The sequence below is a fragment of the Sulfuritalea sp. genome, assembly GCF_031426875.1.
Lineage (GTDB): Bacteria > Pseudomonadota > Gammaproteobacteria > Burkholderiales > Rhodocyclaceae > Sulfuritalea.
Genome location: NZ_JASJPC010000021.1, coordinates 95,741 through 110,625 on the forward strand (window position 1 = coordinate 95,741; position 14,885 = coordinate 110,625).

Annotated in this window: 14 protein-coding genes and 1 tRNA gene; 6 read left to right on the forward strand and 9 right to left on the reverse strand. The window is 67.1% G+C overall.

Translation table 11 applies throughout. The features are described 5' to 3' along the window. Positions 1-8 precede the first annotated feature (8 nt). Together RMO95_RS09995 and RMO95_RS10000 are read right to left on the reverse strand one after the other, a co-directional pair. On the reverse strand, positions 9-1,742 hold the full coding sequence (locus tag RMO95_RS09995; protein ID WP_310450473.1) for a thiamine pyrophosphate-binding protein: 1,734 nt from the start codon (positions 1,740-1,742) through the stop codon (positions 9-11). A 22-nt stretch (positions 1,743-1,764) separates the two neighbouring features. Next, positions 1,765-3,372: an FAD-binding dehydrogenase gene (locus tag RMO95_RS10000; RefSeq protein WP_310450474.1), complete on the reverse strand. Its 1,608-nt coding sequence runs from the start codon at positions 3,370-3,372 to the stop codon at positions 1,765-1,767. A gap of 118 nt (positions 3,373-3,490) precedes the next feature. On the opposite strand from RMO95_RS10000, the gene RMO95_RS10005 reads away from it, so the two are divergent. From RMO95_RS10005 to RMO95_RS10030, 6 genes are all read left to right on the forward strand, one after another. Beyond that, positions 3,491-4,393, forward strand: a complete 903-nt coding sequence (locus RMO95_RS10005; RefSeq protein WP_310450475.1) for a LysR family transcriptional regulator — start codon at positions 3,491-3,493, stop codon at positions 4,391-4,393. Between the two features lie 52 nt (positions 4,394-4,445). Next, a complete protein-coding gene (locus RMO95_RS10010; RefSeq protein WP_310450476.1) occupies positions 4,446-4,889 on the forward strand; it encodes an NAD(P)H-dependent oxidoreductase subunit E in 444 nt (147 codons plus the stop codon). A gap of 77 nt (positions 4,890-4,966) precedes the next feature. Continuing rightward, positions 4,967-6,478, forward strand: coding sequence for an NADH-ubiquinone oxidoreductase-F iron-sulfur binding region domain-containing protein (locus tag RMO95_RS10015; protein ID WP_310450619.1), 1,512 nt, complete (start codon positions 4,967-4,969; stop codon positions 6,476-6,478). Continuing rightward, entirely contained in the window at positions 6,475-9,291 is a 2,817-nt protein-coding gene (gene fdhF, locus RMO95_RS10020) for a formate dehydrogenase subunit alpha (RefSeq protein WP_310450477.1), read from the forward strand. Before RMO95_RS10015 ends, fdhF begins: the two co-directional genes overlap by 4 nt. Before the next feature lie 18 nt (positions 9,292-9,309). Continuing rightward, positions 9,310-10,095 (forward strand): formate dehydrogenase accessory sulfurtransferase FdhD, encoded by a 786-nt coding sequence (gene fdhD, locus RMO95_RS10025; RefSeq protein ID WP_310450478.1) that lies wholly within the window; start codon positions 9,310-9,312, stop codon positions 10,093-10,095. Further along, positions 10,092-10,325: a formate dehydrogenase subunit delta gene (locus tag RMO95_RS10030; protein WP_310450479.1), complete on the forward strand. Its 234-nt coding sequence runs from the start codon at positions 10,092-10,094 to the stop codon at positions 10,323-10,325. The genes fdhD and RMO95_RS10030 overlap by 4 nt, the downstream gene beginning before the upstream one ends. A 245-nt stretch (positions 10,326-10,570) precedes the next feature. Here RMO95_RS10030 and RMO95_RS10035 read toward each other — a convergent pair whose 3' ends face one another. The 7 genes from RMO95_RS10035 to RMO95_RS10065 form a co-directional block, all read right to left on the reverse strand. Beyond that, the gene (locus tag RMO95_RS10035) at positions 10,571-11,008 is read right to left on the reverse strand and encodes a VOC family protein (RefSeq protein ID WP_310450480.1); all 438 of its coding nucleotides are present in this window, start codon (positions 11,006-11,008) and stop codon (positions 10,571-10,573) included. Between the two features lie 295 nt (positions 11,009-11,303). Then, positions 11,304-11,621: a helix-turn-helix domain-containing protein gene (locus RMO95_RS10040; protein ID WP_310450481.1), complete on the reverse strand. Its 318-nt coding sequence runs from the start codon at positions 11,619-11,621 to the stop codon at positions 11,304-11,306. Continuing rightward, positions 11,596-11,916, reverse strand: coding sequence for a transcriptional regulator (locus RMO95_RS10045; protein WP_310450482.1), 321 nt, complete (start codon positions 11,914-11,916; stop codon positions 11,596-11,598). Before RMO95_RS10045 ends, RMO95_RS10040 begins: the two co-directional genes overlap by 26 nt. Before the next feature lie 193 nt (positions 11,917-12,109). Beyond that, positions 12,110-12,202, reverse strand: a tRNA-Ser gene (locus RMO95_RS10050). A 113-nt stretch (positions 12,203-12,315) separates the two neighbouring features. Beyond that, positions 12,316-12,981 (reverse strand): HAD family hydrolase, encoded by a 666-nt coding sequence (locus tag RMO95_RS10055; protein ID WP_310450483.1) that lies wholly within the window; start codon positions 12,979-12,981, stop codon positions 12,316-12,318. 103 nt (positions 12,982-13,084) lie between these two features. After that, positions 13,085-13,780 (reverse strand): DnaA regulatory inactivator Hda, encoded by a 696-nt coding sequence (gene hda / locus RMO95_RS10060; RefSeq protein WP_310450484.1) that lies wholly within the window; start codon positions 13,778-13,780, stop codon positions 13,085-13,087. Next, positions 13,781-14,860, reverse strand: coding sequence for an AI-2E family transporter (locus tag RMO95_RS10065; protein WP_310450485.1), 1,080 nt, complete (start codon positions 14,858-14,860; stop codon positions 13,781-13,783). Positions 14,861-14,885 lie beyond the last annotated feature (25 nt).

A 14,885-nucleotide genomic window follows, 5' to 3' on the forward strand; every position in this document is an offset into this window, starting at 1 on the left:
GTATTGGGTCAGCCGGTGATCTTGCGCTTCAGCGCACGGGTCACCATGCGCAGGCGCTGGGCCAGCGGCAGGCGCTTGAAGTTGGTCTTCACCGCGCCCTGGGTGAAGGCCGTGCGCTTCGAGTAGTCCATGATCAGGTCGACGATCACCGGCCGTCCCGCCGCGGCGAATTGGCGGGCCTGGGCGATGGCCTGCGCCACGCCGTCATTCGACGGCACCCGGATGTATTCGGCGCCGGTGGCGATGGCGACGCCGCTGAAGTCGATCGCGCCGAGCGCCGTGCAGGGCTTGCGGTTGAAGGGAATCTCCTGCGCCTGGGCGATCTGCGACAGCTCGCCGTCGTGGAACACGTAGTACACCAGACCAAGGCCCAGCCGCGTCGCCGAGACGATTTCCATGCAGGTCATGGTGAAGGCGCCGTCGCCGACGATGGCGAACACCTCCCGCTGCGGATTCGCCAGCTTGGCGCCGATGGCGGCCGGCACCGCGTAACCCATGCTGTTGAAATCGGTCGGCACGATCAGCGCCTTGCTCTGCCGCACCGGGAACAGTTCGGCGGTCAGGTAGGTGTGGTTGCCGTCGTCGACCACCGCAATCGCATCGTCGGGCACCGCTGCGCGCAGCGCGTTGAAGAACACCGCGGGGTTCACCTTGCCGCCGCTGTCGTGATTCAGCCACTCGTCGTTGTAGGCGGCCTTGTCGCGGGCGATGCGCTGTTGCAACTCCATATTCGCCGTGCGGCCAGCGCCGACTCTTCGCAGTTCTTCCAGCAGCGCCGCCAGCACCGCCGCCGCGTCGCCTTCCAGCGCCACGGCGGCCGGGTAGTTGGCGCTGAACACCGCCGGATTGATGTCGGCGTGGATCAGGTTGGGCGGCACCGTGACGCCGAAGCTGCCGGTGGCGATTTCGGCGAAGCGGGTGCCCACCGCCAGCAGGCAGTCGCAGTCGGCAAAGGCGTTGCGCGCCGCCGGCACCGCCGCCGCGCCGAAGCCGAAACCGGTGTGCAGCGGATGGGCGGCGGAGAACACCGAGAGGCCCTGCAGCGTGGTCGCCACCGGCGCCTGGAGGAATTCGGCGATGGCACGGGTCTGCGCGCAGGCATCGCGCGCGCCCCAGCCGATGAAGAGCGCCGGGCGCCGTGCCGCCAGCAGCAACTCTGCGGCGCGCCGGATGTCGCTGGCCGTTGCGCGCTGTCGTGCGGCGATCACCGGCCGGCTGGGCATCTCGCCCACCTCGCCGGGGAACATCTGCAGGTTCACCGGAATCTCGACGAAGACCGGGCCCGGCTCGCCGGAGTGGGCGATTTCCCAGGCCTGGAACAGGGTCGGCACGATCTCGGCGTGCGTGGTGACGAGGAAGGTGGCCTTGGTCAGGGGCTTGAGGAAGGCATGCTGATCGAGCTCGTGCAACTGATAGGACTTGTCGAGGTCGGTGCGTATGCCGCCGCAGATCACCAGCATCGGCACGCCGTCGAGGAAGGCCTCGCCGATGCCGCTGGCGGCATGGGTAGCGCCGGCGGCGGGGACGATGACCAAGGTACCCGTCAAATCAGAGGTGCGGCTCATGCCGTCGGCCATGAAGGCGGCGCCGCCTTCGTGGGTCACCAGCACCGGCGTGATCTGTTCCGAACTGTTGAGTTCGTCGTACAGTTCGGTGTTGTGCACCCCGGGTATGCCGAAGGTGTATTTTATGCCAAGGGCTTCGAGGGCTCGTACTGCCATCCAGGCGCCGGTTCTTTTCATTCAGGTATCTCCGAGACAGTGTTCAGGTGCTTGCGGCCGCGGCCTGGCCGGCGATGCGGCCGCTGAGGATGCAGCCGCCGAGGAAGCTGCCTTCCAGCGCGCGCAAGCCGTGCATGCCGCCGCCGCCGAAGCCGGCGGCTTCGCCGGCGGCGAAGAGGCCTGCAATCGGCTCGCCGGCGTGGTCGAGCACGCGGCTTTGCAGATCGGTCTGGATGCCGCCCAGGCTCTTGCGGCTGATGATGAATTCGCGTACCGCGATCAGCGGCCCGGCCTGCGGGTCGAGGATCTTCTGGAACTTGCAGGTGCGGATGCGGTCGCCCTTCCAGTGCCGCACATAGGCGATGCGGCGCAACTGTTCGTCGTTGTGGAAAGTCTGGCCGCGGTCGATCTGCGCGTCGTAGGCCGCGGTGGCCGCATGCACGGCGGCGAGGCTCACCGCATCGTCGCCCTGCAGCGCGTTCATCTTCGCCACCAGTTCCGGCAGGTCGCGGCCGACCACGAAGTCCTCGCAGTTGCCGATCATCTCGTCGTAAAGCCAGCGATTGCCGAACAGCAGATCGCGCAGGAAGGCGAACTTCTTCCTGTCGCGGATCGAGGGGTTGTACTCGGCGCCCGATACCGCGAGTTCCTTCAGCGCGATGCGCCGGTTCATCAGTTGCCAGGAATACTGCCGCTCCTGGGCGCACACCTGGGTCACCAGGTCGCGCGTGTCGAAGCCGGTGACCAGCGGCATCGGGCCGATGCGCCGGCCCTGCCAGTCGAGCCACAGCGCCGAGCGCGGCGGCACCAGCGAGAGGCCGTGGCCGGGCTTCTTCGGCCGTGGGTGATGCACGCCGGCGGCATAGTTCCACATCGCGTCCAGATGCGTGAGCTGACCGCCGATCGTGCCGACCGCGTCGTGCAGTCTGCCGTCGGCATAGCGGTGCGAGCCGTTGAGGATCACCGGCGGCGGCGTGCCCCAGTCGCGGTGCCAGTGCTGGCGCACGCGTTCGATATTGCCGTTGAAGCCGCCGGCGGCGACGATCACGCTGCCGGCGGTGAACTCGAAGGAAATCTGGTCTTCCTCGCCGACGCCGCGGCAACCGGTCACCGTGCCGTCGGAACTCAGCAGTGCTTCGACGCGCTGGCCGAAGCGGATTTCCAGGTTGGCGCGGCGCGGATGCTGCTCCAGGGCATCAATCAAGCGCAGCGCCAGTTCGCGCCCGGTGCCCCAGACAATATGAAAGCGCGGCACGGAATTGCCCGGCGTGTAGAGGCCGCGCTCGACCCAGTGCGGTGCCGGCAGGAAGCCGACGCCGCGGCTGCGCAGCCAGACCCCGACCTCGTCGTGGCAGCGCTGCACGTAGGCCTCGGCCCAGGCGCAGGGCCAGCGGTCATTTGGGTCCTTGGGGTCGAGTTCGCCGAAGGCGTGCCAGTCGGCCAGCGCCAGTTCGGGTGTGTCGCGGATGCCGGCGCGGCGCTGTTCCGGGGTGCCGACCAGGAAGATGCCGCCGAAGCTTTCCTTCGCCAGGCCGCCGAAGTTGTCGGCCGTATCGCGTTCCAGCAGCAGCACGCGGCGTCCGGCGTCGAGCAGTTCCAGCGCGGCGCAGATCCCCGCAATCCCGCCGCCGATGACGATGACTTCGCTCATCTCGCACCTCCCGGTTTTTGCCGAAGTGTAGCCGGAAACCGGTTTTGCAGCGGGCCTCTGGCGGGAGCCGGGGGAAAGATGCGAAGATTGGCGATTGCCCAAGGACTGGCGCGGCCCGATGATTTCCCGCAAATACCTCTACCTGATCGCCCTGGCGCGCGAGAAGCATTTCGGTCGCGCGGCGGCGGCCTGCCATGTCTCGCCCTCGACGCTCTCGGCGGCGATCCGCGATCTGGAAACGGAGCTTGGCGTCGCCGTGGTCGAGCGCGGCCAGCAATTCGCCGGGCTGACGCCCGAGGGGCGCAGCGTGGTCGAGTACGCCCAGCGCATGGCCGCCAGCGCCGAGGGCCTCAAGCAGGAACTGGCGACGCTGCGCGACGGCCTCACCGGCCGCCTGCGGCTGGGCGTGATCCCGACCGCGCTGACCGTGGTCGCGGCGCTGACCGCGTCGTTTGCGCGGCGCCACGCGCATGTCACGGCCGAGGTGCTGTCGCTGGCCACCGACGAAATCCTGGCCCGCCTGCGCCGCTTCGAACTCGATGCCGGCATCGTCTATGTCGAATCGGCGCAGGTCCCCGGTTTCGACATCGTGCCGATCTGGCGCGAGCGCCACGTGCTGCTGACCGGCGCCGCCGGCCGCTTCGCCGGGCGCGAGGCGGTGCGCTGGGCCGAGGCGGCGACGGTGCCGCTGTGCCTGCTGACGCCCGACATGCAGAACCGCAAGACCATAGACGCGGTGTTCGCGAGAGTTGGCGCTGGCGTCACGCCGATGCTGGAGACCAATTCGATCGTCAGCATCCTGGCTCATGTCGGTTCCGGCCACTGGTCGTCGATCGTGCCGCGCAGCGTGCTGGAACAGGTCGGCACGCCGCCGGGGGTGGTCGCGATCGAGCTGGTCGAGCCGGCAGTCGATTGGGCGACCGGTCTCGTCACCCTGGCGCGCGAACCGCAGCCGCCCATGGTTGCCTCGCTGATCGCCGAGGCGCGGGCCCTGGCCGAGACGTTCGAAAAACCCACATAGGCCTTCGGTTTTTCCCGCTTTCGCTTTCGCCGCGGGCGGAGTACAAAGTCGCATGGAAAGCTTGGTCACCGTCGCATCCATCATCGAGGCGCACCGGCTACGGCCCGGCGCGCTGCTGCCGATCCTGCACGGGATCCAGGACGCGCTGGGCTTCATCCCGCCCGAAGCCGTGCCGCTGATCGCCAGGGATCTCAATCTTTCGCGCGCCGAAATCCATGGCGTGATCAGCTACTACGCCCACTTCCGCCAGACCCCGCCGGGTCGCCACGTGGTCCGCGTCTGCTGCGCCGAGGCCTGCCAGGCGGTGGGCGGCCAGGCGCTGGCCGAGCATGCGCGGACGCGGCTTGCCGGCAGCGAGCTGAGTTTCGAACCGGTGTACTGCCTCGGCCTGTGCGCCTGTGGCCCCGCGCTGCAGATCGACGAGACGACGCTGCATGCGCAGGTCACGCCCGAAAAATTCGACGCGCTGCTCGCCGCGCTGGAGGCCGCAGCGTGAAGGTGGAAACCATCACCACGGAGTCCGTGGGCGAATCGACCTCGACCCTGCCGCTGGTGCGCGGGGCAGGAAAGGCGATCGCGAGAACCACGATCTTCGTGCCGGGCGACGCGGCGGCGCTGGCACTGGGCGCCGATGCCGTGGCCGCCGCGATTGCCGTCGAGGCGGCGCGGCGCGGCATCGCCCTGCGCCTGGTGCGCAACGGTACACGCGGCATGGTCTGGCTGGAGCCGCTGGTCGAGGTTGCCACGCCGCGTGGGCGCATCGCCTATGGCCCGGTCGTGGCGGCCGACGTGCCTGGATTGTTCGCCGCGGGTTTCCTGGCCGGCGGTGCCCACGCGCTGTGCCTTGGGCCGACGGACGAAATTCCCTGGCTGGCGCGCCAGCAGCGCCTGGCCTGCCGGCGCATCGGGGTTGTCGACCCGCGTTCGCTGGTGGACTACATCGCCTGCGGCGGCGGCGAGGGTCTGCGCCGCGCGCGGGCCATGGCGCCGGCCGCGATCGTCGATGCCGTGACCGAGTCCGGCCTGCGCGGCCGCGGCGGCGCGGCCTTTCCGGCCGGCATCAAATGGCGCACCGTGCTGGCGACGCCGGCCGCGCAGAAGTACATCGTCTGCAATGCCGACGAAGGCGACTCCGGCACCTATTCGGATCGCATGCTGATGGAGGGCGATCCCTACTGCCTGCTCGAAGGCATGGCCATCGCCGGCCTTGCGGTCGGTGCCACGCAGGGCTACATCTATGTCCGCTCCGAATACCCGCATGCGGTCGACGCGCTGAATGCGGCGCTGGCCGGGGCCGGTGACTTTCTCGGCGATTTCAAAGTTGAAGTGCGCAAGGGCGCCGGGTCGTACGTCTGCGGCGAGGAAACCGCGCTGCTGGAAAGCCTCGAAGGCAAGCGCGGTATCGTCCGCGCCAAGCCGCCGCTGCCGGCGATCAGCGGGCTGTTCGGCCGGCCGACGCTGATCAACAACATGATCACCCTGGCCAGCGTGCCCGACATCCTGGCGCGGGGCGCCGCGGCCTACCGCGAGCTCGGCTGCGGCCGTTCGCGCGGCACGCTGCCCTTCCAGCTTGCCGGCAACATCAAGTACGGCGGCCTGGTCGAAGTGCCCTTCGGCCTCACGCTGCGCAATCTGCTTTACGATTTCGGCGGCGGCTCGCGCTCGGGCCGGCCGCTACGCGCGGTGCAGGTCGGCGGGCCGCTGGGTGCCTATCTGCCGGCCTCGCAATTCGACACCGTGCTCGACTACGAGGCCTTCGCCGCCCTTGACGGCGCCGGGCTGGGCCATGGCGGCATCGTCGCCTTCGACGACACCGTGGATCTGGCGCGACAGGCGCGCTACGCGATGAAGTTCTGCGCCATCGAATCCTGCGGCAAATGCACGCCCTGCCGCATCGGCTCGACGCGCGGCGTCGAAGTCATCGACCGCATCCGCGCCGGTGATACTCGGCAGATCGCGCTGCTGGAAGAACTGTGCGAGACCATGACGCAGGGCTCGCTGTGCGCCATGGGCAGCATGACGCCGATTCCTGTGCTGTCGGCGTTGCGGCACTTTCCCGAGGATTTCGGAGACAAACGCACATGAACGCTCCGCAGACAATCGATTTCGGTACGCCAAGAGTTGGCGCTGGCTCGCTCTGCGTACCTGGGACTCCGCTTCGCGGGCAGGTAACGGTGAGGCTGGAGATCGACGGCATCGCCGTCGACGTGGCGGCCGGCACCTCCTTGCTGCGCGCCGCCGCCGAAGCCGGCGTGATGATTCCCAAGCTCTGCGCTACCGACATCCTCAAGCCTTTCGGCTCCTGCCGCCTCTGTCTGGTCGAGATCGAGGGCCGCAAGGGCTATCCATCTTCCTGCACCACGCCGGCCGAAGCCGGCATGAAGGTGCGCACCCAGTCGCCGCAACTGGCGAAACTGCGGCGCAACGTCATGGAGCTTTACATCTCCGATCACCCGCTGGACTGCCTGACCTGCTCCGCCAACGGCAACTGCGAACTGCAGACCATGGCCGGCGTGGTCGGCCTGCGCGAAGTGCGCTACGGCGCCGGCGAGAACCATTACAGCGAGGTCGTCAGGGACGAGTCGAATCCCTACTTCAGCTACGACCCCGGCAAGTGCATCGTCTGCAACCTCTGCGTGCGCGCCTGCGAGGAGCAGCAGGGCACGTTTGCGCTGACCATCGCCGGGCGCGGCTTCGGCTCGCGGGTCACGGCGGGGCAGGGCGAGAGTTTTCTGGAGTCCGATTGCGTTTCCTGCGGCGCCTGTGTGCAGGCCTGTCCGACCGCGACGCTGATGGAAAAGACCGTCATCGAAAAAGGCCAGGCCGAGCACAGCGTGACCACCACCTGCGCCTATTGCGGCGTCGGCTGCGGCCTGCGCGCCGAGATGAAGGGTGCCGAAGTGGTACGCATGGTCCCCTGGAAAGACGGCCGCGCCAACGAAGGCCACGCCTGCGTCAAGGGCCGCTTCGCCTGGGGTTACGCCACGCATCCGGACCGCATCACCAAGCCCATGATTCGGGCCAGGATCAGCGATCCCTGGCGCAAGGTGTCGTGGGACGAAGCGCTGGCGCACACCGCGCGCGAGTTCCGCCGCATCCAGCAAGCGCATGGCCGCAATGCCATCGGCGCCATCGTTTCCAGCCGCTGCACCAACGAAGAGGACTACCTGGTGCAGAAGCTGGTGCGCACGGCATTCGGCAACAACAACGTCGATACCTGCGCCCGCGTCTGTCATTCGCCGACCGGCTACGGGCTCAAGCAAACCTTGGGCGAGTCGGCCGGGACGCAAACCTTCAAGTCGGTCGAGCAGGCCGATGTCATCGTCGTGCTCGGCGCCAACCCGAGCGATGCCCATCCGGTGTTCGCCTCACGCCTCAAGCGACGCGTGCGTGAGGGCGCGCGGCTGATCGTGATCGACCCGCGCGAGATCGATTTGGTGAGTTCGCCGCATATCAAGGCCGAACATCACCTGAAACTCCGGCCCGGCACCAATGTCGCGGTACTCTCGGCCATGGCGCATGTGATCGTGAGCGAGGGCCTGGTCGATGAGGCCTTCGTCGCCGAGCGCTGCGAAGCCAAGGCCTTCGCCGACTGGCGCGAGTTCGTCATGCGCCCGGCGAATTCGCCCGAGGCGCTGCAGGCCGCCAGCGGCGTGCCGGCGGCGGCGGTGCGCGCCGCGGCGCGCCTGTATGCGACGGCCGACAACGCGGCGATCTACTACGGCCTTGGCGTCACCGAGCACTCGCAGGGCTCCACCGCCGTGATCGCCATCGCCAACCTTGCCATGGCCACCGGCAACCTCGGCCGCGAAGGCGTCGGCGTCAATCCGCTGCGCGGGCAGAACAACGTGCAGGGCTCCTGCGACATGGGCAGCTTTCCGCACGAATTGCCCGGCTATCGCCATGTCTCCGACGCCGCCACGCGCGAGATGTTCGAGCGCGACTGGGGCGTCGAAATACAGTCCGAGCCGGGCCTGCGCATACCCAACATGTTCGAGGCGGCGCAGGACGGCTCCTTCCTCGGCCTCTACTGCCAGGGCGAAGACCCGGCGCAGTCCGATCCCGACACGCAGCACGTCACGGCCGCGCTGTCGGCCATGGAATGCGTGGTGGTGCAGGACCTGTTCCTCAACGAGACGTCCAAGTATGCCCATGTCTTTCTGCCGGGCGCTTCCTTCCTCGAAAAGGACGGCACCTTCACCAACGCCGAGCGCCGCATCTCGCGCGTGCGCCGCGTCATGGCGCCGCTGGCCGGCATGGCCGACTGGGAAGTGACGCTGGCTCTGTCCAAGGCGCTGGGTTACGAGATGCACTACGACGGGCCATCCGACATCATGGACGAGATCGCGCGCCTGACGCCGACCTTCGCCGGCGTCAGCTACGCCAAGCTGGAACGCGCCGGCAGCCTGCAGTGGCCCTGCAACGACGATGCACCGGAGGGCACGCCGACCATGCACGTCAATGAGTTCGCCGGTTTACGCGGGGGCAAGGGCCGCTTCCTGATCACCCAGTACGTGCCGACCGACGAGAAGGTCACACGACGCTTCCCGCTGCTGCTGACCACCGGCCGCGTGCTCTCGCAGTACAACGTCGGCGCCCAGACTCGCCGTACCGCCAACACCAACTTTTATGCCGCCGACCTGCTCGAAATCCATCCGCACGATGCCGAGGAGCGCGGCATCCGCGAGGGCGACCGGGTCGGCGTCGAGTCGCGCGCCGGCAAGACCGTGCTGCCGGCGACCGTCACCGAGCGGGTGCAGCCGGGCGTGGTCTACACGACATTTCATTTTCCGGAATCGGGCGCCAACGTGGTCACCACCGACAACTCGGACTGGGCCACCAACTGCCCCGAGTACAAGGTCACCGCGGTGCAGGTCTCGCGGCAGTCCGGTGCATGAAGTCCGCATGAAGCCTGTATGAAACCCGTGGTCCAGCGCCCGGTGTGGCGCGACGGCGCGAGCCGGCCCGACGACCTGGCCGAGGAGATTCCGGTCGCCTTCGAGTACAACGGCATCAGCCACGCGGTGATGCTGGCGACCCCGGCCGACCTCGAGGATTTCGCCGTCGGCTTCAGCCTGACCGAAGGCATCGTGGCGCGCCGCCAGGATATTTTCGACATCGGCGTCAGCGACTCGGCGGCCGGCATCACGCTGCAGATCGAGATCGCCGGCGACGCCTTCGCCCGCCTCAAGGCGCATCACCGCAGCCTCACGGGGCGCACCGGCTGCGGCCTGTGCGGGGTCGAAAGCCTCGACCAGGTGCAGCGTGTGCTGTCGCCGCTGCCGCAGGCCGCGCCGTTTCCGCTGGCCGCGCTGTACGCCGGCATGCGCAGCCTGCCGCTGCAGCAGATCCTGCAACAGGCCACCGGCGCCACCCATGCCGCCTGCTGCGTCGACCGCGACGGCAGCATCGATTACGTGCGCGAGGACGTCGGCCGCCACAACGCGCTGGACAAGACGCTCGGCGCGCTGGCGCGCATGGGAGGCGTCCCCGGCGCAGGCGCGCTGGTGATCACCAGCCGCGCCAGCTTCGAGATGGTGCAGAAGGCCGCGGCACTGGGCGCCGGCACCCTCGCCGCGGTGTCGGCGCCGACGGCGGCCGCGGTGCGCCTGGCAGAAAAGATCAACCTGACCCTGGTCGGATTCCTGCGCCAGGAGGCCTGCGTGGTCTATACCGGAACGATGGCGGAACACGCCGTATGAAGCGCGACAACTTGATCAAAATGGCCAACCGGATCGGCGCCTTTTTCGAGGCCATGCCGGATCGCCAGCAGGCCGTCGCCGACGTCGCCACCCATCTGCGGCGCACCTGGGACCCGCGCATGCGCGTCGAGATCCTGAAGTCCCTCGGCACCGCCGAGGAAGCACAACTCAAGCCCGTGGTGCGCGATGCGCTGCTGGCCCTCGCGCGCACCGACGCTCAGTTGGGTTGACGGCCGGGTTGCCGGCGAAATGACCGTTTCATCGGGATGGGCCGTAGGGCGGACTTGTAGGGCGGACTTCAGTCCGCCATCGCAATCCGGCCGACTTAAGTCGGCCCTACAACGGCCTTACAGCGCCAACCAACCCGGCCGCCGAGGTCCGCTCGCATCGACCACCGGAGGCCGCGTGTGCATTCGGCAGGTTGTCGCCGGGCCGCAGAGTTGGCGCTGGCGACACGGCGCCGCCAAGCGGCGGCTCAGGTCTTGCTGACGCAGTTGAGCATCCAGTGGATGCCGAAACAATCGACGAGACTGGCGAAATAGCCGCCCCAGAACATTTCCTGCAGCGGCATCTCGACCACGCCGCCGGTCGAAAGCGCGGCGAACAGACGGTCGGTTTCGGCACGCGTATCGGGTTCGAGATTGATGTACATGTTGTTGCCGGACTTCACCGTGAAGCCCATCGACTCCGGCGCGTCGGTGCCCATCAGGACGTGCCCGCCCAGAATCGGCAATTCGACATGCATCACGAGTTCCTTGTCGGCCTCGGCCAGCGGCGGCTGGCCGGGCGCGGCGGGAATGTCCTTGAAGCGGGCGATGGGCATCGCGAATTCGGTGCCGAAGACCGATCGATAGAACTCGAAAGCCGCTTCGGTCGAACGCGGAAAATTGAGGTAGGTGCTGACGCGGGCCATGGCAGGTCCTCCACTGGTTGTCGTCGGGCGGGATCAGCCGCCGTCAAAGGCGCTTTGCAAAGTCGCGATATCCAGGCGTTTCATGCCCAGCAAGGCGGTTATGGCCAGCTCGCGGGAGCCGCGCCGATCTTGCGGCACTTGCCCGACAAATTAGTTTAGTAGTAAAGCAATGCCAGGGCAAATTCAAATTGGGCGAGGCGTTGGCGGGCACATGGCCGGCTGCAAAAACAAAACGCCCCGAAAGGGGCGTTCTGTCTGATTGGCTGGAGGGCCAGCAGGTATGCACACAAACTGGCTACCCTGCAGCGGCGACTTCCCTCAGCACCTCCGGGCGACGCTCAGCGATGGTAATCAGGGTCTGAGCAGCCTTTGAAGGCGAGCGGCGCCCCTGTTCCCATTCCTGAAGAGTTCGTACCGAAACCCCAAGCAGTTCTGCAAACTGCGACTGACTAAGGCCAGATTTGATCCGGGCAGAGACAACCTGGGAAACCTCGACCTTGCTTCCCTTTTTGGCAATCATTTCCTTGACCGACTTGCGCAATTCCGCAGCGATATCAAGCGAGGACTCGAAGGCCTGCAGAGCTTCGTCAGTCAATGGCTTTTTCGATTTCATTCTTCATCTCCCGGAGAACCTCGCCCGCAATGGAATCGAGTTCCGCTTTCGCATACATGAACAGCAGCCAGATTTCACCGTTTGCCAGGCGGTTGAAATAAACAACGCGAACGCCGCCGGACTTCCCCGATCCGGTACGCGTCCAGCGAAGCTTTCGAACACCGCCGGACTTGCGAACGACATCGCCAGCCGCGGGATTCTCCGACAGCCATGCAGCAAACTCACCGCGCTCGTCTTCGGTCCAGTAATGGGGCCAAAGGCGGGAAAATGTCGGGGTTTCGACAATCGTCAGCATTGGACTCATTATACGTCAACGACGTATATCGACCCATCCTTGCGGAGATAACGCCCGGCATGCCCATTGGTCGGTCTTGCGCAATTACCCCGGTCTGATCTTGCCGACCGATCCCGCTTCCGATGCGGGGGTATGGGCAGGAGTATGGGCCGAAAAACAAAACGCCCCGAAAGGGGCGTTCTGTCTGATTCACTGGCGGAGACGCAGGGATTCGAACCCTGGATCCAGGTTTTGCCCAGATGCGCCCTTAGCAGGGGCGTGCCTTCGACCACTCGGCCACGTCTCCGAAAGCGGCGATGAACGTGAGTTCCCCGCCGTTTGCAGGGGGCGGAGTATACCCGAATCGGGCGCCGCTGTTGGCAAACCCTTGGCGCGGCGGTCGCAGCCTGGCGAACGGCGCTAGACGCGCAGGCTGATCTGCGGCCAACCGCGCTGGGCGGCGGCTTGCGCCAGCGTGGCGTCGGCGTCGACCGCCACCGGATGCGTGACTTTTTCCAGCAGTGGCAGGTCGTTGTGCGAATCGCTGTAGAACCAGCTTTGCTCGAAGCTGCCGAGCCACAGGCCGAGCGATTCCAGCCAGGCCTCGACGCGGCTTATCTTGCCTTCGCGGAACGAGGGCGTGCCGCGCGGCTGGCCGGTAAAGCGGCCGTTCTCCTGCGCCGGTATCGTCGCGATCAAATGCGGGATGCCGAACTCGCGGGCGATCGGCCCGGTGACGAAGCTATTGGTGGCGGTGACGATGGCCAGCAGGTCGCCGGCCGCGGCGTGCTTCGCCACCAGCGCGCGCGCCGCGGCGCTGATCTGCGGCCGGATGCGCGTGGCGAGAAATTCTTCGTGCCAGGCGTCGAGCTCGCTGCGGGCATGGCGCGACAGCGGGGCCAGCTGGAAATCGAGGAAGACATGGATGTCCAGCGTGCCGGCCTTGTATTGCTCGAAAAATTCGAGGTTGCGTGCTTCATGCACCTCGCGGTCGAGCACGCCTTTGCCGATCAGGAATTGCGCCCATTCGAAATCCGAATCGCCGGAGAGCAGGGTGTTGTCGAGGTCGAAGAGGGCGAGTTTCATGGCTGTCCGCCGGGCCGCCCCAAGGCAGCCGCTCCGAAAGCCTGCGAGCGTAGCGAGCCGTAGTCACCCCTTTTCTCGGAAAAGGGGGTGGGGGATATGTCGTTCATGATTTTTCCAGGTCGAGTGAAGTTTGCATCAACTCGCGCAGCAGGGGCAGCGTGGGTGGGCGTTTCTGTTCCAGCGAGGCGCGGTCGAGGTTGTTGAGCATGGCCATCAGCGAGGGCAGGTCGCGGCGGCCGTGGCGCAGCAGGTAGTGCACCACGCCGGCATCCATCAGCATGCCGCGCTCGATGGCATGGCGCCATAGCGCGGCGGCTTTTTCCTCGTCCGACAGCGACTGGATTTCGTAGATCAGGGTCTGGCCGATGCGGGTGCGCAGGTCTTCGCGCAGCGTCAGGCGCAGCGGGGGTTCGTTGCCGGCCAGCAGCAGGGCCAGGCCAAGGAAGCGCGCGGCATTGAAGGCGCGGAACAGTGCGATCTGCGCCTCGGGCCCGAGCTGCTGCACGTCGTCGATCACCAGCAGGCTGCCTGGGGCGGGCGACAGTTCGTCCCCGGCTTGCGCGCCCTGCAGATGCTTAACGGGGCGTTGCTCGCTCGCGCACGCGGCGGCGGCGGCCAGCAGGTGGCTCTTGCCGCTGCCCGGCGGCCCCCAGATGTACAGCGCGTCGAAGCTGTGCGTTTCGCAGAGGTTGCGCAGGCGCCGCAGCAGTTCGCCGTTGGCGCCGGTGACGAAGTTGTTCAGCGTCGGCGGCTGCTCGGGCTTGAGGTCGAGCAGCAACTGGCGTTGCGGCGTTTCCATTCAGCGCCCCTGGTAGAAACCGCTGGCCAGATACAGCGTGCGCACTTCGCGCAGGCCGACCAGCAGCGCGGCCGAGGCCGGCAGCGCGGCCAGCACGCCGAAGAAGCCGAACAGCTGGCCGAAGGCCATCAGCGCGAAGATCGCCGCCAGTGGATGCAGGCCGATGCGTTCGCCGACCAGGAAGGGCGTGAGCACGAAGCTTTCCAGCAACTGGCCGATGCCATACACGATCAGCACGGCGACGATCGGCCCCCAGCCGGCGAACTGCAGCGCGGCGACCAAGAGCGCCAGGATCAGGCCGGTGGCATAGCCGAGATAGGGGATGAAAATCAGCAGGCCGGTGACGACGCCGATCGACAGCGCCGAGGGAATGTCGGCCAGCCACAGGGCGATGCAGTAGTAGGCGGCGAGGATGGCCATGACCAGGATCTGGCCGCGCAGGTATTGCGAGAGCACGGCGTCGATGTCGGTGGCCACCGCGATCAGCTTGGCGTGCCAGGGGCGCGGGATGATGCCGGCCAGGCGCTGCGTCATGCCGTCGCCGTCGAGCAGCAGGTAGAACAGCACCACCGGGGCCAGCATCAGGTTCACCGCGAGGCCGACCAGGGCCACGCCGCCGATCTTGAGCGAGCCGTAGATGCGTTCGAGGATCACCTGCACGGTGTCCCAGTTGCCGGCGGCGAGCTTCTGCAGCGAGGCGGAATCGAAGCGCAGCCGGATGCCGAAGTTCTGCCGCAGCCAGGGCGCCAGCTTTTCGTTGGCCAGCGCCAGCGCCTCGGGCGCGCGTGCGGCGAGCACCGCGGCTTCCTCGTAGAGCAGCGGCAGGATGATCAGGATCAGGCCGGCGCCCAGCGCGGCCAGCGCCAGGATCACCAGCACCACGGCCAGCAGGCGCGGCACGCCGGCGCGCGCGATGCGATCGGTCACGGGATTGCAGATATAGGCGAGGATGCCGGCCAGCAGGAAAGGCGTCAGGATCGGCGACAGCGCATACAGCAGCGCGAGGACCGCCAGGCCGGCCGCGACCCATAGGGTGGTTTGCAGGCGGTCGCTGTGCTTGGCTTCTGGCGGCGCGGTCATTTCCGGTAAAATTCGCAGCTTCGCT

Coding starts and splice junctions, on each gene's coding strand:
- RMO95_RS10045 (WP_310450482.1), bottom strand. CDS start 11,916: ATGCTGACGATTGTCGAAACCCCGACATTTTCCCGCCTTTGGCCCCAT.
- RMO95_RS10010 (WP_310450476.1), top strand. CDS start 4,446: ATGGAAAGCTTGGTCACCGTCGCATCCATCATCGAGGCGCACCGGCTA.
- RMO95_RS10035 (WP_310450480.1), bottom strand. CDS start 11,008: ATGGCCCGCGTCAGCACCTACCTCAATTTTCCGCGTTCGACCGAAGCG.
- RMO95_RS10030 (WP_310450479.1), top strand. CDS start 10,092: ATGAAGCGCGACAACTTGATCAAAATGGCCAACCGGATCGGCGCCTTT.
- RMO95_RS10040 (WP_310450481.1), bottom strand. CDS start 11,621: ATGAAATCGAAAAAGCCATTGACTGACGAAGCTCTGCAGGCCTTCGAG.
- RMO95_RS09995 (WP_310450473.1), bottom strand. CDS start 1,742: ATGAAAAGAACCGGCGCCTGGATGGCAGTACGAGCCCTCGAAGCCCTT.
- RMO95_RS10005 (WP_310450475.1), top strand. CDS start 3,491: ATGATTTCCCGCAAATACCTCTACCTGATCGCCCTGGCGCGCGAGAAG.
- hda (WP_310450484.1), bottom strand. CDS start 13,780: ATGGAAACGCCGCAACGCCAGTTGCTGCTCGACCTCAAGCCCGAGCAG.
- fdhD (WP_310450478.1), top strand. CDS start 9,310: ATGAAACCCGTGGTCCAGCGCCCGGTGTGGCGCGACGGCGCGAGCCGG.
- RMO95_RS10000 (WP_310450474.1), bottom strand. CDS start 3,372: ATGAGCGAAGTCATCGTCATCGGCGGCGGGATTGCGGGGATCTGCGCC.
- RMO95_RS10065 (WP_310450485.1), bottom strand. CDS start 14,860: ATGACCGCGCCGCCAGAAGCCAAGCACAGCGACCGCCTGCAAACCACC.
- RMO95_RS10055 (WP_310450483.1), bottom strand. CDS start 12,981: ATGAAACTCGCCCTCTTCGACCTCGACAACACCCTGCTCTCCGGCGAT.
- fdhF (WP_310450477.1), top strand. CDS start 6,475: ATGAACGCTCCGCAGACAATCGATTTCGGTACGCCAAGAGTTGGCGCT.